This window comes from Lacticaseibacillus rhamnosus, assembly GCF_900636965.1.
Taxonomy (GTDB): domain Bacteria; phylum Bacillota; class Bacilli; order Lactobacillales; family Lactobacillaceae; genus Lacticaseibacillus; species Lacticaseibacillus rhamnosus.
In genome coordinates, this window is record NZ_LR134331.1 from 352763 (window position 1) to 371536 (window position 18774).

The window sequence follows — 18774 nt, forward strand, 5'->3', positions numbered from 1 at the left end:
GTGCAGGTGTTTTTTAATCGTTGGGCGGGTGGTAGTGGTGAAACTTTTAAAAGGTATGCGCCGCGGCCACGAGTTTTGCTGATAATTGACGACACATGGCAGCGTATAAAGCGACCATCTGATCAACGTCGCGGGTGTGGGCAAGCGATTGAGCGCAATGGCCGTAACGGCAAGGGAGGATTGTGACCACGGTTGGAATGCCTGAGCCGACCTTGTGTGCTTCACCTCCATCGGTACCGCCGCCATTGAACATGTCTAATTGCAAAGGGATTTCTGCTGCGACTGCGGTTGCTTTAACAAACTGTTGCAGATGGCGATTTGGAGCTAAGGTGCGATCAAAATGGGTGAGAATCGGCCCTTTACCTACTTGGCGCTGGTTAACCTCGCTACGTTCCCGTGGATTTTGAAAAGTTGCCACATCGACAATAAAAGCAAGATCCGGTTTGATCAGCTGGGTGGCAGTTTTGGCCCCACGAATGCCGACTTCTTCACTGCTAGTTGCGGCAAAATGCAGGGTGAACGGCAATTTTTCATCTGCCAGTTCTGCAAGCAGTTGTGCGCCGACGTAGCAGCCGAGCCGATCATCTAAAGCTTTGCCGCCAAAGACGCCATCTGGGGCATACCCATGAAACTCGGTCGCAAACGTCACCATATCACCGATTGCGATCCCCAAGGCTGCGACGTCATCAGCACTGTTTGCGCCGACATCGCATAACACCTGATCAAATGCCGGCAATGTGTCATCGCGAATGACCATGCCCGGAAGCTTGTGACCCGCGGCGGTTGTGATGCGTACGTTCTGCCAGTGACTGGCGGCAGGTTTAACGCCGCCGACAACCATCAGACGCAGTAGGCCTTCAGGGGTAATGGTACGAACCATGTAGCCTACCTCGTCCATGTGGCCATAAATCATGACTGAAAATTGCGGATCAGCGGCTTCTTTGGTGAAAATAAGGCTGCCTAGCCCGTCAGTTTGGCTGGTCAATCCATATGAGGCAAGGTGATGGCGCAAAACCGCGCGCACTTCGTCTTCGTTGGCCGCAATGGCATCAGCGTTACTTAACGCCGCCATTAGTTGTAAATCCATGTCGTTTCGGCTCCTTCCAGTTCAGTCCGTAAAGTTTGTTGAAATGCGCTAAATTCGGTTTGTTGAACTAATTGATTGATGAGATCAGGCTTTTGCATTAACGCGGCCAATTGGGTGGTCAAGGTTCGGTGTAAGGGTAATTGATCCTGTTTCAACGCAATCAACCACACAATGCGAACCGGGCGCGCGCTATTTTTGACGCCAGTTGGCAAAAGCATCACGGCGACAGCATTTTTCCTAGCGCTGAATGACAAGGGGTGCGGAATGGCGATCCCGTTGTCGTAAACCGTCGCCAGAAAGTCTTCGCGCTGCAGAACCGATGCGGCGTAACCAACTTGTCCGCAATATGCCGCCATTTTGGCAGTGAGGGAGGTGAGTAACGTGCGATAGTCGGCAGGCTTTTGATCGGGGAAAAATAGCGTCGGCTGCAACAAATCCGCAAGGGACGCTGTGGCATGATGTTGCGATGCCATTGATAGCTCGTGTCGTAAACTGGCAAAATCTAAATCCGAAGCCACATCATCAATCTGAATCACGGGACAGTCAAATGATTCATTTAAAGCCGTGACGGTAAAAAGCAAGTCCGGTGAAAGTTGGTGGATTGCTTTTAACTCATTGAGGCCAAAAGTTTGAATCACGGCCTCGGGGAAAATCCGTCGCAGGCGTAAACTCAGCAGCGTTGCAATGCCGCCGCCAGTTCCGCAGATCACGGCAATGCGATAACCGTGACGGCTCCATTTTTCGTGAGCCTGCTCAAGTGGGACCAGCAGATGGGTGGTCAGATAGCCGACCTCGGTTTTTGGCACCTCGATTTGGTATTCGCGGCTTAACCATTGAGCAAATTGAACTGCCCAGTTAAAGGCGATCGGGTAATCGCGCGCCAAAGGTTCTAGACTCAGACCGGCCAGACTTTGGTGTTCTTTTAGTCGGCCAATTAAGGCGAGGACGTGGAAGTACATAAGCGACAGGAATTCCGGATGCGTGGCAAAGTTAGTTTCATGGCGTGCATCCAGCGTTGTGAAATAAGCGCGGAGTTTTACTTTTAGCCGCTTGTGGTCCAGGCGGGTGGTCAGTTGTTTGCGTTTGGCAGCAAAACTGACGGTTAAAAAATGCCACGCCTCCGGACTTAGGCGAATAGCGGCTAAAAGCGCTGCAAAGTCTGTATCAGCAGGTGGGGCGTGTAACGTTTGGCCCGTGACGACTAGCGACCACCCAATTTCGCTGGCAAACTGGGCCGTGACAGCCGGATCGAGTCCTAAAGGCTGCAGTTGCTGAGTCAATGTTGCATGATTGGGCGGTAACCCATATTGTTGCAGCGCATGGATGCGACTTTGCCAGTTGCCTTGAATTCGCACGCCGTAATGGGCTTTGCGGATTAACGACAGGGGCGTTCCAACCAGCAGTTTGTCCAACTCGCGTAAATCACGCTGTAACTGCTTGGTACTAATAAGCTGGGTGGTGGCCAGTTGCGCCACAGTCAAATAGTTTGTGGTCGATAACAGTTGTTGCAGAAGCTCAGGTAAGCGTTTGGCTGGCATTTTTGGCTGAGCCTGACCCGCTAAAGTCGCTAGATAAGCAGCTAAAAGTTTCGTATCTGTAATCTGTAATTCATACCCTCGTCCCCGAATAAGTCGGATTTGAAACCCTGACGCAGCGTGGTTTAGCAGGCGCAAATCATTTTGCAACGTGCGCCGTGATACCCCAACCGCTTTGGCCAAGGCCATCGCGGACATAACCCCGTTAGCTTGTAGTGCTTGAATGATGAGATGTTCACGCAATTGCCTTCCCCCAATCCGTAAGCGCTTTCAACTATATTGTCAGTATGCCGCAGATACTTTCTGCCAAAAAGTCCCACTTTTGCAAGCTGACATGGCAAAAATGGCATGATTGCCAATGCGACTGCCACTGGTCGTGAATGACGAATGATATAGTGACCGTGCTCATTCCCTGCAGTGTACCAATGTTTGAGGCGGATAACGATTTGAGCTGGTCGAGAAAATAGTGAGACGACTTGGTTAGATAATGAGAGGCATAACAAAGAGTTGGGGCAGTTTACAATAAAGGGGGAGTAAATGAAAAAATTGCACGCAAAAAGCCCCATGCTGTTTGCATGAGGCCGAGTGGATAGAGAGCTAGCATTACCGGCATGCAGCAGGCGCACGCCACCAAAATGAATCCTTAACTACGCAATGCCGCCCTCTGCGTTTAACTGCGCCATATGAATCAAGGTCTCGGCAATTTTACCCATTGCTTCTGTTGAGACGACTTCATACGGGCCGTGGAAGTTAATGCCACCGTTAAATAAGTTAGGAGTAGGGATACCTTGATAAGTAATCTTTGAGCCATCGGTGCCGCCGCGGAATGGGACGGTTTTAGGCGTCAGACCAGCTGCTTTGATGCCAGCTTCAGCCAAGCGGAGCGGGTAAGGATCTTTATTAATAATATCGGCCATATTGTAATATTGGTCGTGCATTTCGACTTTAAGCCGTGGGTGGTCAAATTGGGCGTTTAGTTCATCAATCGTCTTTTGGAAGTAGGCTTTGCGGGCTTCGAATTGTTGATGATCAAAGTCGCGAATAATGTAGACCAACTCTGCATCACTGATTTCGCCATGGAATTTCAGAAGTAGAAAGTAGCCTTCATGTCCGGCGCTGAATTCCGGCCGATCAAATGCCGGTAATGCGGCATCGAGCTGACGGCCTAAGGTGTTGGCATTGACCATCAATCCCTTGGCCTCACCGGGATGAACCGAAGTCCCTTCAATGGTGACGGTGGCTTGAGCAGCGTTAAAGGTCTCGTATTCAATTTGCCCGGGATCGCCATTATCCAAGGTATACGCAAAGTCGGTTGCAAAGCCTTTCGCATCAAACTTATCGGCCCCAACCCCGATTTCTTCGTCCGGACCAAAGCCAAATTTAATCAGGCCGTGTTTGACTTCCGGGTGCGCTAACAAATAACGAGCGGTCGCAACTGCCCCGGCAATTCCGGCCTTATCATCAACGCCCAGTAAGGTAGTGCCGTCGCTGGTGATTAAGGTCTGACCAAAATATTGCTTCAACGCGGGGAACTGTTCAACTGTGAGACTCAAGCCATTTGCAAAGTTGATCGGTTTGCCATCGTAATGCGGATGGACTTGTGGCTGCACATTCTCGGCGTTGTAATCAGCCGTATCCAAATGCGCGATGATGCCGAAGCTTTTGACCGGTTTATCAGTGTTGGCCGGCAAGGTGGCGGTGACAAAGCCATTTTCCTGGTTTAAGCCAACGTCTTGGAGTCCGAGTTCTTGCAGCTGGGTCACTAATAACTTGGCCAGTTCGGTTTGGCCAGGCGTTGATGGGGTGGTGTCGCGTCCCGGATAAGACCGGGTGTTGATTTTGGCATAGCGAATGAAATCTGTTTGGATTTGGTTCAAATCAAGTTCAATTGTCAATGAGAATCCCTGCCTTTTTGATGAGAAAAATATTAATATTCCATTGCAATTAGTGTGAGACTGGCTTAGTATTTTGTCAATAGCACACTAAGGAAATTATTGGAGGGGCGCATATGAAAATATCCAAAAAATGGACGCTGGTGTTGCCGGTTGCTGCTGTACTGCTTCTGGCCGCCGGATGTTCGTCAAGTAGCAGCAGTGGCAAGTCGAGCACCAACCAAACGCTTAATTGGTCGGAAACCTCGTCAATCGTCACTAACGATCCATCGCAATCAACTGACACGGTATCGTTTCAGACGATGACCAACACGCAGGAAGGTATTTATCGGTTAACGGATAAAGGCCAAAAGCCACAGTTGGCCTTGGCGAAGAAAGTGACGACCAGTCAAGATGGTATGACTTATCACGTCACGTTGCGTAATGCTAAGTGGAGCAATGGCGATCCGATTACGGCGCAGGATTTTGTCTATAGTTGGCAGCGCACGGTTGATCCTAAGACCAAAGCCACTGATGCCTTTTATTTTGCTCCGGTTAAAAATGCCAATGCGATCATTAAAGGTACGAAACCGGCCAGTGATCTGGGCATCAAAGCCACAGACAAACATCACCTGACCATCACGTTGGAAAATCCAACTGCTTACTTCAAGAAGTTGCTAGCCTTCCCGCTGTATTATCCGCAAAATCAAAAAGTGGTTGAAAAATATGGCAAGAAATTTGGTACCTCGGCAACCACCCAGGTTTATAGTGGGCCGTTCAAGCTGACCAAATGGAACGGGACGGGTGATAGCTGGACGTTGGTTAAGAACCCACAGTATTGGGACAAAAAACATGTGAAGCTTGCTAAGATTAATGAAACCGTCATTAAAGATGTTCAAACCGGCATGAATCTGTATCAGACGAAGAAACTGGATTCGATCGTGCTGACCGGTGAACAGGCGGCCGCGCATCTGAATGATAAAGACGCGGTTAATCGCATTTCCTCCAATATGACCCGCGTGGACTTGAATCAAAAACAAGTACCAGCCTTCAAAAATGTCAAAGTGCGCCAAGCCTTTTCAATGATGATTAATCGTGCGGCGCTGACAAAGAAGGTTCTGAAAGATGGCTCCAAGCCGGCCCTGGGTTTTGTTCCAATTGGATTGCATACGAACCAGAAAACCGGTGCCGACTTTGCCAAAACCACGCAGGTGAAAAGTGCGGTTGCTTACGACAAGGCAAAAGCCAAGAAACTGTTTGAAGCAGGGATGAAAGAAGCCGGTCAAAGCCAGCTCAACTTGACCCTGTTAGCAGATGATGCAGATGTTTCCAAGCAGGTAGCCGAATACTTGCAAGGCGCGTTTGAAGATTTGCCAAATGTCAAAGTGACAATTAAGAGCATCCCCAAGGCCCAGCGCCTGCAAGCGATGATGTCAGGCAACTACGATATGGTCGTCACCGGCTGGCAATCCATCTTTGCGGACGCGTACAACTTCTTGGATGTGTGGATCAGCAATTCCAGCTACAACACATCCGGTTACAAAGATGCCAAACTGGATCAGCTGCTGAGTGAAACGGAAACCAAGTACGGCAATGAACCCCAGAAACGCTGGACCATGTTGCAGGATGCCGAAAAGATCTTGATGAAAGACCAAGGTACGCTGCCGCTATATCAAGCCAACAATTTGGAGCTATTGCGCTCAAGTGTCAAAGGTGTATCGTTTAATCCTAACGGGACACCATATGACTTTAAAACTGCATACATTCAATAATATTGGGATAACAAAAAAAGCCCGCCATGCTAGTGACACGGAATTTAACCGTGAAGCATGACGGGCTTTTTGCATTCATTGACAAAATTATTTCAAGATGGAGTGACTCACAATATAAAAAGCTTCCTGACTAGCTTGATGATGCTTGGCCTTTTCCGGGAACCCCTCATCGAATTTGCGTGCGTCCGCGGGGTCATAAGTCATGGCGGGGCTTTCATGATAGAACCACTTCTGCCCGGCTAGCGTTTGCGGCTGCAACTCTTTGACTAACATCGCGGTTGGCTGGGTATTGTCTGCCGCCCAAACGTTGAATTTTTGACAGCTTTGAAAGCCACGAGCGACATAATTATCAGGATCGCCAAAAATGACAATCGCGCCATAGCCAAGGTCGGCTGCTTGCTGCATGGATGCGTCGATTAGTTGCTTTCCGAACCCGCGTCGCTGATAAGCTGGCGTGATACTGACCGGACCAAATGTCACAATAGGCTTCTCCAAACCCGTTGCGGTCACCAATTTACTCTTGGTGTACATGATGTTGCCAATAATCTGTCCGTCCAGCGTTATGACAAGATCCAGTTCAGGAATGAAGTCAGCGTGATCGCGTAAAATATGGGCGATATAATGTTCATCGGCCCCAGGCACATAAAGATTCCAGAAAGCATTGCGATGAATGGTTTCAACTGTCCGATAATCGGATGGCTGTTCAGTACGAATGGTGATGTTTGTGGTCAAGATTAATTCTCCTAAGAAAGGTTGCAATTCGGGACTACTTTTATTTCGAATAAAATTTTTTATAGGAAAATTTATTCAGAAAAAAGTAATTATAAAAGTATGGGAAAAGCTCGGAAATAAGGCACTTACATAAAGTGCGAAATAAAAACCGAAACTGCCGTTATCTTACGCATCCCCGGCAAGATAACGGCTAATCTGATAAGCTGATGCCAGCAGATAAGGATAATGAGCGGTGGTACCTGAGTCAGAAAGTAGGTGGTGTGTATGGGCAAATTGTCGATAACCCACACATTGATGAGAAAGGTGCACCTGTTTGTCAGTGATCGATGTTGTAACAGCGATCACGGCCTGCGTTTGTTCGTTAGTAGTCTTGGTCATTGGGGTAACCCAGTTGATCAAGGCGACGACCAAGCTGCTTCATGCAGTAAACGAACTCATGCAGGCGCTCGAATTATTTCGAGAAAAATAGGCAAACTAAAAGCCGCAATTCCTTCGCTGGGATGCCGCGGCTTTTAGTTGCCTAATCCTAGTTACCATCGTTCATTAGATGGGTCTGCAAGGGCAAATGCCCGGCCGTCGTGCTTGAACGCGGCGGCTTTTTGCTTGCTTTAAGTATAGCATGGCGTCTCAGGATATTTCTAGTCAGACGACTAAAAAATATGTTGGGTGATTGGTTGAGGCAATACGCGAACTCATGCAGGCACTCGAACTATTTCGAGAAAAATAGGCAAACTAAAAGCCGCAATTCCTTCCACGGGATACGGCGGCTTTTAGTTGTCTAATCCCAAGTGCCATCGTTCATTAGATGGGTCTGCAAGGGCGAATGCCCGGCCGTCGTGCTCCAACGCGACGGCTTTTTGCTTGCCGTAAGTATAGCATGGCAGCTCAGAATATTTCTAGTCAGACAGTTGTAAAATTTCAAAAGATGATTTCTAAGTGAACGTCCGATACATTTGATAGATGAAAGATAACTCATGTTTCATTCAAATCCGTTTCCTGACATGGCAATTATTCAGTTTCAGACTGCGAAAGCCCTTTAACGTAGCCTTCTGCCTGCATTCGGTACATTTCGGCATAGGCTGCATTCGTTTGCATCAGCACTTGATGGGGCGCAAAGCCAACAACCTTGCCGGCCTTAAGGAATAACACTTTGTCTGCCATCGTGACGGAAGAAAGCCGATGGGTGACAAAAAGAACGGTTTTATTTTGACTTAGCTCGGCAAAATGTTGATAAATTTCAAACTCACTGCGCGGATCAATTGCAGCGGTTGGTTCATCCAGGATCGCAGGTGGGCATGGTCGTCATTTAAGAAAGCCCGGGCAATGGCAATCTTTTGCCACTGGCCACCAGAGATTTCAATGCCATCTTCATATTGCTTGCCAAAGTGCGTTTGTAAGTTAATCTGCTGGTTTGAAAAGTTATCCCATGCACTGGCTTTTTTCAGTGCCAATTCAACATTCTGCGCGTTAAAGTTTGGCAGATCGGCAATACCCACGCTTTCCAGCAGTGACAAGTTGAACTTGGAATAATCTTGAAAGACAACGCGAATTTGGTGGCGATAAGCATCAACGTTTAATTGCTCTATCGGCGTACCGTCAATTAAAATCTGACCCGAAGAAACATCGTATAGGCGTAATAAGAGCTTAACCAGCGTGGACTTACCAGAGCCGTTTTCGCCCACAACCGCCACAGTTGTACCGGGATCAAGCTTAAAATTGACGTGTTGTAAAACGGTTTTGTGATTCGTTTCAGGGTAAGCAAAAGAAACATCGCGAAATTCAATTGCAAATGGTTTGTCTGGCAAAGCTGCGGCATTTTGGGGTGTGGTTAAGGCGTCTTTCTTGTTCAAAAATTGATAATACTTCTGCATAAATAACAACGTATCATACAACAGGCTTGAGCTTTCGACTAAACTTCCCAGACTTTGGGACAACGAAACGACGGTCACTGCAAATGTGAGTAAGGAAGCCACAGGATAGTTGCCATTTTGAATGCCAACGATGACTAAATACAGTGAAGCAACCAGCGCCACTCCGTTGATGAAGGCATAGACACCTGAAATACGCATTTGCTTCAGACGGACTTGACTGAGGCGACGGTGAATTTGCTGGAATGTATGCTGATACTTCTTGATAAAAAAATCAAAGGCATTAAAAATCCGAACTTCCTTGGCATCCGTATTCGCCAGTAACGTTTTGGCTTAGTATTGCATTTTACGGGATTGCGGGCTTCTGTCCACCATCGTTTCAAAGGCGTCTTGTTGGATCTTATAGGTGAAAATTGCTTGCGGAATAATCGGTAATAAAACCAACAAGATCACAACAAAATTAAACTGTGACAATAGGACGATGTATGACACGATTGATAAGGTTCCCCGCAGAAGGTCTAGGCCGAAAACGATCAAGTTGACCGGCCGCCAGCTGGCTTGGGACCGAATAAACTCCAGCTCGTCATAATAGGTCGCTGTTTCAAATGTTGCGATGCCTTTGAGCTTTTTGGCGTGCGCCATCAAGGCAAGATTGATATGTGCGACAAGTTGGTCTGTCAGTAAGCCTTGCGTTAACGTGACAACCGGCCCGGCAATACCCAAGGCGATCACCGAGACACTCCAAACGACAGCTGGTGCGAGCGGTGAATCGTGGTGACTTAATGCAGTCAAAAGCGCCTGAGAACCGGCAATCGTTGCTGCAGGTAGAACGGACTGAATTGGCACCAGAATGAAAAGAATGGTTGCGTACAAGGGTGACGCTTTAAAGAACTCACGCAAACTCTTCCAGTATAAATTTAGAAAATTGACTAAGGTTTTAACCATGTTTGCATCTTCTTATCGTTTTCTAATATTTAGGATGATTATAGCATGTGCTGGCATGCGGAATACAGTTAAGTTGATCGTGTTCGTTGCTAAAGCAGTGTCAGCAAAGTCTTAATTTAGCGGAAGTGATCCTTCAACAGGGATGGCCGCTATTACCGCTACAATTCAGCTGAATCGATCTTGAATGACAGACGATGATGACGATAATTGATGTTTTAAATATTAATATCGGAATTCATTTTTAAACAAGCTAATACTAATTGATGTCCATCACTTTATAAATTTTATTCTATTATATAAATGTTTTTGGATATTATTAGTGATACAAAACGTCAATAATATTTCTTTTTAAGGATAAAATACTTGACGTCATTAAATTTTAGTGTACTATTCATTATAAAATTGCAAATTGTTTATCTAACAGCCGCTAGATGTATAGGGATCGAGTATGCACCGTGAGTTTGAATGATGACTTTCTTTACAATGAGCGTCAATACTCACAAGCTGATTCATAAAGCCGGGCTGACTCGTTAGATATTACAGCTTCGGCGTGGAGAAAATGGGGATGTTTGCATGCTAGCAAAATTAAGAACGTTAAATCTTTTATCAGTATTTTTGGCAGCAAAGGGGACGCTGCTGATTTGCTGCGCCTTGTACTTTTGTTTTTTACTATTTTCAACTTTGACAAGTACGTTTCTAATTCCCGCTAACGATCTTTTGGGGGATATTTCGTCAATTTCTAAGGGCGAGTTGTGGCGGATTGTGACAAGTTCGGTTTACTTTTCGGATTGGGAGCCACTCATAAAGACGGTGCTTGCAATTCTGATGATTGGTCCGTTTATTGAATGGAAGATTGGCAGCCGTGCGTTTGTGATCAGTTTCTTTGCGGCCAGTTGGATCGGAGCCGGGCTTATTTGCTTTGGCTTTAATGGCATTATTCAGTCAACTGTTGGCCTGAATACATATATTGACGCATTTTATGGCGCAACCTTGGCAGTCTATGCCCTGTTTCCGTTAGCCGGATTGGTATTTGCCATTAAAAGCCCGCCGTTTTCTCTGCTGACAAAGCTCGTTACGACCGGAGCATTTCTAGGTGACTTGATTCTGGTGTTTTGGGCTAATGCGAATAGGTCAGATCCTGCAATCGTTGTTCGAATTGGCCAGTTGTGCGGTGTACTGGGCGGAATTGTTTGCGCGCTCGGCATTTTTACTTTGAAAAATTTGAAGCAACGTCACTTCTTTTTGGCAAAGTCGAATAACTGAGCTTCTCACGGACGGATTGACACAAACAATTTTGAAAAATGGGGTGGGCTTATGCTGGCGAAGTTGCGAAGAGTGAATCTGCTATCGGTGTTTCTAGCAGCTAAGGGAACATGCTTCATCTGTGGTATTTTGGTATTATGTTATTTCCCCAGTTTACAATTCAAGTGCAACACCCTGACGACTAGACCATAAAGGCCATGAAGACCTATTCTTGTTAGTGCTAGCTAAACAAGAAAGCAGGAATCTTCATGACCCACTCTCAGACTAACACCCACAAGCATTACCAACAACTCAGTTTTAGCGACCGTGCTACAATTCAGGCCCTTCAGGCTGCTGGTGACACCGCGACCGTGATTGCACAGAAGCTTCATCGCAGTAAAGCGACAATCTCACGAGAAATCACGCGTGGATCTGTAACTCAGCTCGACTCGAAGCGTCACTCGCATCAAGTCTATCTTGCGGAAACTGCCCAAGCCATGCACGACCGTAAACGCGATAGAACCGGTCACTACGCCTTTCTTAAGACCGGCCGTGCGTTCTTCAAGGCTCTCGCCAGGGAGCTTACTCGTAAGCCGCGCGTACACAGCGTTGATAGCTTCGTACACTTCTATCGCGACCAGGGCAAGGCTTGCCCTTCAACGACAACTGTGTATCGCTACATCGACGCCGGGCTGCTTGAGCTAGACAACATGACACTTCCCAAGAAGCTCCGACGCCGCATCAAAGGCTATAAGAACGCCCACAAGCGCAAGAATAAGAAGATATACGGCGACTCAATCGAGTTGCGTCCTGCGGCCGTGAATGACCGCACAGGCGTGGGACATTGGGAAGGCGACTTGGTCAAAGGTATTCGCTTAGCTGATGAGCCAGCATTAATGACGCTCACAGAACGGTACAGCCGGACTGAGATCATCGTCAAGATTCCTGACTATCATGCGGGCACCTGCCTTAAAGCCTTGCAGGACACGATCGACGACTACGGGGCCAAGGAATTTGAGAGTATCACTTTTGACAATGGTTCCGAGTTTGCCAAGTTATCAGAGATTGTTGGAACCCAGATTTACTTCGCACATCCGTACTCGCCTTGGGAGCGTGGCACAAACGAGAACGCCAATGGACTGCTTAGGGAATTCTTCCCGAAAGGGAAGTCTCTCAGAGCAGTTACCCTGGTTGAAATTCAAGCAGTCCAATCCGCACTGAACCATCGTCCCAGACGTATTCTGAACTATCTTCGCCCATGCGATTACTACCGATGCATGGCGTAACAGCCTAGACCACTATCAAGAATTCGTTATCATCGTTGCACTTGACTTGAAAATTGAGGGTATTATGTTATTTGCTCTTTTATGTATTGCTTAACGTTTATCTAATTCCCTCGGGTGACTTTTTGGGCAATATTCCCGCAGTTTTAAGAGGAGAATTATGGCGGGTGGTGACGAGCAGCGTTTTTCATTATGATTGGGAAAATCACCTATTGCCCAATATGTTCGCCATTATAATTTTAGGACCGTTTATTGAATGGAAACTTGGTAAGGCTGCGTTCGTCATTAGCTTCTTTATCTGCAGTTGGGCAGGGGAGTTGCTGTTTTGCTTTGGATTTGGAGGATTTATTCAATCACACCTAGGAATTGGCAGCTATGTTGAGCGGTTTAATGGTGTTTCGATGTCGGTATACGGATTATTTCCATTAGCAGTTTTGGCACTTGTAACTAGTAAACCTGCCTTTTCACCGTTGACAAAAGTTGTTGCATTTGGCGTAATTCTTTACGTTTTCACAACCGGATACTGGCCTTATCAAGAACTATCAGACACGAGAATCTATGAGCAGATTGGGCATTCGTGCGGTTTTCTTGTTGGCATTGGATGTGTCTTGGTGATTTTGATACAAAGGAATCGGAAGAAACGATTGACGCATTTGTGCGAGCCAATTGAGGCGCTCCGTGGTGATTAGGCTTAGAAATTGACAGCGTCTAGTCACGGTTGATTTCCAAGTGCTAGCGGTTTCAAATAAAACATGCTATACTGCCTTTACAATCGAATAGAAACATTTGGGGTGCTGAAAAGCTGAGATAATACCCATGGAACCTGATGCAGTTAGTACTGCCGCAGGGAAATGTCGCTAAGATCAATCGTTTTATGACGATGCTTATTTGTGATTTCATGGACCCCGCCAGTGTTTGGTGTCGGGTCCTTTTTCTTTGAGTTGACCTGTTCGCTAACCGATTGGCGGGAGAAGTTGATGGAGATTCACACATAAACATGGTTATGACTGATTGTGACTGCTTAGGCCCCCGTCTGTCTTTTGTTCGAAGAAAGAGGGGCTTTTTTGATGGATAAATGGTCTTTGCGTGACGTGGTCTTGTTGGCGTTTTTAGCCTTCTTGTTTGGTGGTGTCTTCATGGGTGCCGATGCAATTTATGCCGTGTTGGCGGCGGCTTTGACACCACTGGGCTATGCACCTTTTGCTAACGAGATTCTGTTTGGTATGTGGGTGATGGCTGCACCGATGACGACCATGCTGTTGCGGAAGAAAGGGAGTTCAATTCTTGGTGAGTGTCTGGCTGCGTTGGCCGAAATGCTTTATGGCTCTTATTTTGGCCCTGCCGTTTTGCTATCCGGTTTTGTTCAGGGACTAGGTAGCGAGGCCGGATTTATTGTGACGCGATACCGGCGCTATGACACGGTGAGCTTGCTTTTGGCGGCAGTGGGCACCACCTTGTTTAGTTTCACTTATGAATACTTCAAGCTGGGTTATGGCGCGTACAGCTTCGGCATGATCTTAGGCTTGGTCACGGTACGTTTATTGTCCGTTATTTTCTTTGGCGTCGTTTTGGTGCAGTTGGTCATGAAGCTTTACGAGCAAGCAGCCGGTGTCAAGCGACTTGCTGGCAGGTAAAAGCCAATGGGAATTAGGTTGAAAGATTTGCAGTTCCACCGGGAAACGCCGTTGTTTGATCACCTGAGTTTTGAGTTTGCGACAGGTGCGTTAACGGTCCTGACAGGTGATAGCGGTAGTGGCAAATCCACATTGCTCAATTTAATCGCCGGGTTTGCGCCGATGACCTATTCCGGCACGATTTTGCTTGATAATCATGATCTCAGTGGAGCCAGTATGCAGGTAAAAGCGCAGCAGGTCGGGATGTTGTTCCAAAATCCTGATCAACAATTTACCATGCGGACGTTAAGCGGCGAACTTGCCTTTGCGTTGGAGAATCTCGGCTTGTCTGCAACAGCCATGATCCAAAGAAGTAAGCAGGCCGTGGCGCTGGGCGATACGCAAGCGTTGTTAAATCGTGACTTGCAGACACTTTCCGGTGGTGAAAAGCAGCGGGCAGCATTAACCGTTTTGCTAGCGATGAATCCGCCCATTTTATTGCTGGATGAACCGTTTGCCAGTATTGATCCGGTCAGTCGCCAGCAGTTGATTACCAAGTTAGGGCGATTGCGCGATGCTGGCAAAACGATTGTGATTGCGGATCATGATTTGCGTGATTACGCCGGAGTAGCCGATGCGCTAGTTGCTTTGAAAGACGGCCAGCTGACCAGGCTGCCACTCACAACTTTGACCACGATTCCCACCCAGTTTGACTTAACTCAAGCCAATGCAGCCACCGTTTCGTTGCTACGATTTGACCAAGTTGTCTGCGCCCGGAATCACCAAATTTTGGTGCAGGCTCCGACATGGCAGTTTAATACCGGTATCACGACTTTGACAGGCGCTAATGGTAGCGGCAAGTCAACCTTGCTGCGGGCAATGGTGCAGTTGCATCCGTATCGCGGCCGGATGTTTCTCGACAGCCGCCGATTACGCCGCACTAAAAAACTGTACCGGACGATGACATTGGCGGTACAGGATGCCGGCAAGCAGTTTGTCACATTGACTCCCGCCGATGAACTTGCATTTGGGCCAGCCTTGACGCCAAAAGTACGCAAACGCCAGGCAGCTGCCCTTGCCTATTTGGGATTGACAGAAAAACAAACCGGCAGCCTGTATCACCTGAGCGAAGGCCAGAAAAAAATGGTGCAGCTGATCGCAATGTTAAGTCTGGAGCGAACTTTTTTGCTGTTGGATGAACCGTTTAGCGGATTAGATGAACGTGCCTGTGCTTTTTTTGCCGCGTGGATCAAGGAAAAAGCAGCTAAGCAGGCGTTTTTGATTGTGACGCACCGACTGGCTCCGCTAGCTGGCATCAGTCACCAGCATGTGGCACTTGCCGATCACCGGTTACACATTCTACAGGAGTGACATGATGCCAGTAAAAAAGACCAATGCAGTAAATCTGAGTTTATTTATTCTGCTGCTGACACTTGAAATATCTTTTAGCCATGCGGTGAGCCTTAATGTGGCGTTGATCGGACTGGCAAGCGGTTTTTTAATATGGCGGCGGGCGTTTAAAAGTCTCGTCGTTTTGGCCTTGTTACCGTTGATCCCGGCTGCCAGCACGTATTGGGCAATTACCCTGCATGGTACGGATACGACTTACGCTTTGCTGCTGTGGGTTCGCACCTATGCTTTCACCGCGTTAGGGTTGGTGTTTCTTATCGGGGTTGACTTAGAGACCTTGCTGTTATGGCTGGAGCAGCATAAATTATCCCCTAATTTTGTTTACGGATTACTGGTTGTGATTCACGCCTTGCCGCAGATCATGCATGAAGTGGCTGCTATTCGTGAGGCGAGTCTGTTACGTGGCCAAAAGTTGCACGCGTGGTCGCCGATGATTTATGTGAAGGTGATTTTTGTTGCTATGTCGTGGCAGGACCAGTACGTCAAAGCCATGTATGCCCATGGTTATACCGAAGGAGCAACGCGAACGGTTCACCAAACCATCCGTAGTTCATGGCGCGGCTTGATCGCCATGGTGGGGGGCTTTGTCCTTTTGAATCTAATTGCCCGTTAGTTTGAGGATCAAAAAGACGTGGTCGTGCGATGTTTAAGCGATTGTGCAGCGGCCGACACCGCCCGCGACAGACTAACGCGAGCTATAACAAAATCATTAATGAAGGAGTGCTTATGAAATTTTCCAAAATTGCCCGGCAACAAGTTGTGCCGTACTGGGAAGGCAGTTTTTCCCATCCGTTTTTGACTGAATTGCAAGCCGGGACGCTTGATCCGGCCATTTTCCGCTATTATCTCATTCAAGATGCGTATTATTTAAAACATTTTAGCCGGTTGTATGCGTTAATCGCCCAGCAGGCTCAGGAATCAGACCTGAAAGCTTATGCAGCGCAATCCGCCGCGGGACTGACAGAAGGCGAGTTGGCGGTGCGGCGGGACTTTTTTGACACGCTGATGATCACCGATGCAGAAGTGGCAGCAACTGCCATTGCGCCGACCGCCTACCATTATGTATCGCATATGTATCGCCAATTAGTTGCCGGAACGCCGCACGTGGCCATCGCGGGGATGTTGCCGTGTCCGTGGTTATATCAAGAAGTCGGGCAATATCTAGCCCAGCGCCAATCACCGGTGCCAATTTATCAACGCTGGATTGAAACATACAGCGGAGCGGCCAACGCGGATGATCAGCAGGCCGCGGTGGCATTGGTCAATCGATTATACGATCACAGCACATCGGCAGAACAGCAGCAGATGCTAACCGCTTTTCGAATCAGTACCCAGATGGAATACAGCTTTTGGGAGATGGCCTATCACCTGGAAAAGTGGCCGGAAGGGAGTCGCAACAATGACGCAAAATCGCGTTAAACGGCTAGCAATATTGGCCATGATGATCGCACTGGACGTGGTGCTGTCACCTTTATTTCGAATTGAAGGGATGGCGCCGATGTCGAGTGTTGTCAATATTGTTGCTGCCGTTGTTATGGGGCCGCTTTATGCCACAGTTATGGCCTTTGCCTGTGCGCTGCTGCGGATGACATTATTGGGCATCCCGCCGCTTGCTTTAACCGGCGCGGTGTTTGGCGCACTGTTGGCTGGAATCGGTTATCGCATTGGCAGGCGGTCGGTATGGGCAGCAGCTGGTGAAATCCTCGGCACCGGTTTGATTGGCTCGCTGTTGTCATACCCGGTGATGGTTTGGTTCACCGGCAGCAGTCAGTCGCTATACTGGTTCGTCTACACACCGCGATTTTTCGGCGGCGCGATTTCCGGCTCGCTGATTGCCTTGTTTGTGTTATACGAACTTGACCATAGTGGCTTAACCCGCCGGCTGCAAAAGATCTTTTAACCGCTTTACCCGCACTTCAAAAAGAATAATTTATAGGAGGCACATACCCCATGAATCAATCCGTAACCACAAGCTTTAAACAGGCGTTTGAATCCGCCTTGCCACTGACTTCATCGCCGTTAGTTCAATGCATTACCAATGAAATTACAGTCGAGTCCATGGCCAATGCGCTTTTGTACATTGATGCCAAGCCGGTAATGGCCGATGCCGTGCAGGAGTTTCCGGAATTTTTTGCCCAAAATAATGCCTTACTGCTTAACTTAGGACATATCTCGCCAGAACGTGAAAAGAGTCTGCTAGCGGCGGGTAGTTTTGCTGCTGAAACGCATACCCCGGTTGTGGTTGATCTAGTCGGTGTTTCCGCCACCCAATTGCGATATGAATTAGGGCATCAGTTGTTGGCGAATCACCCGAATGTGGTTAAAGGCAATATTTCCGAGATGCGCCGCTTTAGTGGTCTGAAAAGTACCGGTCGCGGGGTGGATGGCAGCCAGCTAGATCAAAGCCCTGCTGCATTTTCCGAACTTGCTGAAGCGTTGAAGCGGTTGACCCGGCGTTTTCCTGCGACCACTTTTTTGGCAACCGGGCAAACAGACTTGGTGGTCAGCGCTCATGGCCAGTGGCGCCTGGAAAATGGCGTCTTGCAACTGGATCGCTTCACGGGAACCGGTGATATCGTTGGTGCCTTGATTGCAGCGCTGCTTGGGGTAGGGCTCACAAACGATGCAGCTGTGGTCGTTGCCGTTAGCTATTTTAATTGTTGCGGTGAAGTGGCTGCAGCCGAAAACACCGGCGGCCTCGCGTCATTTAGAGAGAGGACGCTGGATCAATTATCCTTGTTGGCAACGCATCAAGATTGGATTCAAAAGGTGAAAGGACAGGCACTATGAATGCAGAAGCTTTACAACTTTATTTAGTCACCAACCGGTACGCCGATTCGCCTGAAGTTTTTTTAGCCAAGATTGCCGCGGCGTGTGAAAATGGCGTCACAATGGTGCAATTACGGGAAAAATCCCTGACAACCCGTGATTATTACGCGCTGGCAAAACAGGTCAAATTGATCACCGACCGCTATCGGATTCCGTTGATCATTGATGACCGGGTGGATGTTTGTTTAGCAGTCGACGCAGCCGGGGTGCATATTGGCGATGATGAACTACCGGTTGCGGTTACGCGGCAGTTGCTTGGTTCCGACAAAATACTGGGCGTCTCGACCAAAACAGTTGCGACTGCCACCGCTGCGGTTGCGGCCGGTGCTGATTATCTTGGGGTGGGCGCTATTTTTCCAACCCAAACCAAGGCCGCTGCTCCGTTGACGTCACTGGCAACGCTAAAAGCAATCACAGCGGCAGTCTCTGTTCCGGTGGTGGCGATTGGTGGGATTAAGGCGGATAATCTTGACACCTTTAAGGCAACCGGAATTGCCGGCGTGGCGATTGTCAGCGAGATCATGCAGGCTCCGGATACGGCACAGAAGGTCCAGACCCTCAGCGCTAAACTGAAAGAGGTGTTATAA

Annotated in this window: 18 protein-coding genes, 2 pseudogenes and 1 riboswitch; of the genes and pseudogenes, 12 read left to right on the plus strand and 8 right to left on the minus strand. The window is 48.0% G+C overall.

The window, feature by feature from the left end; genetic code table 11:
• Window positions 1-46 precede the first annotated feature (46 nt).
• The 3 genes from EL173_RS01745 to pepT all read right to left on the minus strand — a co-directional run bounded on the left by EL173_RS01745 (window position 47) and on the right by pepT (window position 4517).
• Window positions 47-1087, minus strand: coding sequence for a M20/M25/M40 family metallo-hydrolase (locus tag EL173_RS01745; RefSeq protein ID WP_005691370.1), 1041 nt, complete (start codon window positions 1085-1087; stop codon window positions 47-49).
• Complete coding sequence (locus EL173_RS01750; protein ID WP_126298225.1) at window positions 1072-2865, minus strand: BglG family transcription antiterminator; 1794 nt, start codon at window positions 2863-2865, stop codon at window positions 1072-1074. Before EL173_RS01750 ends, EL173_RS01745 begins: the two co-directional genes overlap by 16 nt.
• A gap of 404 nt (window positions 2866-3269) precedes the next feature.
• On the minus strand, window positions 3270-4517 hold the full coding sequence (gene pepT / locus EL173_RS01755; protein WP_005691375.1) for a peptidase T: 1248 nt from the start codon (window positions 4515-4517) through the stop codon (window positions 3270-3272).
• 113 nt (window positions 4518-4630) lie between these two features.
• Between pepT and EL173_RS01760 the strand changes: the two genes are divergently transcribed.
• Window positions 4631-6265, plus strand: coding sequence for a peptide ABC transporter substrate-binding protein (locus EL173_RS01760; protein WP_005685142.1), 1635 nt, complete (start codon window positions 4631-4633; stop codon window positions 6263-6265).
• Between the two features lie 87 nt (window positions 6266-6352).
• Here EL173_RS01760 and EL173_RS01765 read toward each other — a convergent pair whose 3' ends face one another.
• The 5 genes from EL173_RS01765 to EL173_RS15265 form a co-directional block, all read right to left on the minus strand.
• Window positions 6353-6997 (minus strand): GNAT family N-acetyltransferase, encoded by a 645-nt coding sequence (locus EL173_RS01765; RefSeq protein ID WP_019728335.1) that lies wholly within the window; start codon window positions 6995-6997, stop codon window positions 6353-6355.
• A 165-nt stretch (window positions 6998-7162) separates the two neighbouring features.
• Entirely contained in the window at window positions 7163-7375 is a 213-nt protein-coding gene (locus tag EL173_RS15055; RefSeq protein ID WP_015764230.1) for a hypothetical protein, read from the minus strand.
• A gap of 630 nt (window positions 7376-8005) precedes the next feature.
• Window positions 8006-8146, minus strand: a complete 141-nt coding sequence (locus EL173_RS15255; RefSeq protein ID WP_019728337.1) for an ABC transporter ATP-binding protein — start codon at window positions 8144-8146, stop codon at window positions 8006-8008.
• A gap of 62 nt (window positions 8147-8208) precedes the next feature.
• Entirely contained in the window at window positions 8209-9066 is an 858-nt protein-coding gene (locus tag EL173_RS15260; RefSeq protein WP_020752132.1) for an ATP-binding cassette domain-containing protein, read from the minus strand.
• 132 nt (window positions 9067-9198) lie between these two features.
• Window positions 9199-9810: a hypothetical protein gene (locus EL173_RS15265; protein ID WP_019728338.1), complete on the minus strand. Its 612-nt coding sequence runs from the start codon at window positions 9808-9810 to the stop codon at window positions 9199-9201.
• 573 nt (window positions 9811-10383) lie between these two features.
• Here EL173_RS15265 and EL173_RS01775 point away from each other — a divergent pair.
• From EL173_RS01775 to thiE, 11 genes and pseudogenes are all read left to right on the plus strand, one after another.
• Entirely contained in the window at window positions 10384-11073 is a 690-nt protein-coding gene (locus EL173_RS01775; RefSeq protein ID WP_005691389.1) for a rhomboid family intramembrane serine protease, read from the plus strand.
• 51 nt (window positions 11074-11124) lie between these two features.
• Window positions 11125-11217 (plus strand): annotated as a pseudogene (locus EL173_RS15270) (rhomboid family intramembrane serine protease); the annotation flags it as partial.
• Between the two features lie 104 nt (window positions 11218-11321).
• On the plus strand, window positions 11322-12338 hold the full coding sequence (locus EL173_RS01785; protein ID WP_019728331.1) for an IS30 family transposase: 1017 nt from the start codon (window positions 11322-11324) through the stop codon (window positions 12336-12338).
• Between the two features lie 59 nt (window positions 12339-12397).
• Window positions 12398-13024: pseudogene (locus EL173_RS01790) on the plus strand (rhomboid family intramembrane serine protease); the annotation flags it as partial.
• Between the two features lie 88 nt (window positions 13025-13112).
• Window positions 13113-13202: riboswitch (TPP riboswitch) on the plus strand.
• Between the two features lie 200 nt (window positions 13203-13402).
• Window positions 13403-13969, plus strand: coding sequence for an ECF transporter S component (locus EL173_RS01795; protein WP_005691393.1), 567 nt, complete (start codon window positions 13403-13405; stop codon window positions 13967-13969).
• 6 nt (window positions 13970-13975) lie between these two features.
• Window positions 13976-15319: an ABC transporter ATP-binding protein gene (locus tag EL173_RS01800; protein WP_005691395.1), complete on the plus strand. Its 1344-nt coding sequence runs from the start codon at window positions 13976-13978 to the stop codon at window positions 15317-15319.
• A 4-nt stretch (window positions 15320-15323) separates the two neighbouring features.
• On the plus strand, window positions 15324-15971 hold the full coding sequence (locus EL173_RS01805) for an energy-coupling factor transporter transmembrane component T (RefSeq protein WP_019728436.1): 648 nt from the start codon (window positions 15324-15326) through the stop codon (window positions 15969-15971).
• Window positions 15972-16084: 113 nt separating this feature from the next.
• Window positions 16085-16777 carry a thiaminase II gene (tenA, locus tag EL173_RS01810; protein ID WP_014571088.1) on the plus strand — a complete coding sequence of 231 codons (693 nt, stop codon included), beginning with the start codon at window positions 16085-16087 and terminating at the stop codon, window positions 16775-16777.
• Window positions 16758-17258: an energy coupling factor transporter S component ThiW gene (gene thiW, locus EL173_RS01815; protein ID WP_005691401.1), complete on the plus strand. Its 501-nt coding sequence runs from the start codon at window positions 16758-16760 to the stop codon at window positions 17256-17258. The genes tenA and thiW overlap by 20 nt, the downstream gene beginning before the upstream one ends.
• Before the next feature lie 50 nt (window positions 17259-17308).
• Window positions 17309-18148 carry a hydroxyethylthiazole kinase gene (thiM, locus tag EL173_RS01820; RefSeq protein WP_019728437.1) on the plus strand — a complete coding sequence of 280 codons (840 nt, stop codon included), beginning with the start codon at window positions 17309-17311 and terminating at the stop codon, window positions 18146-18148.
• A complete protein-coding gene (gene thiE, locus EL173_RS01825; RefSeq protein WP_005691406.1) occupies window positions 18145-18774 on the plus strand; it encodes a thiamine phosphate synthase in 630 nt (209 codons plus the stop codon). Before thiM ends, thiE begins: the two co-directional genes overlap by 4 nt.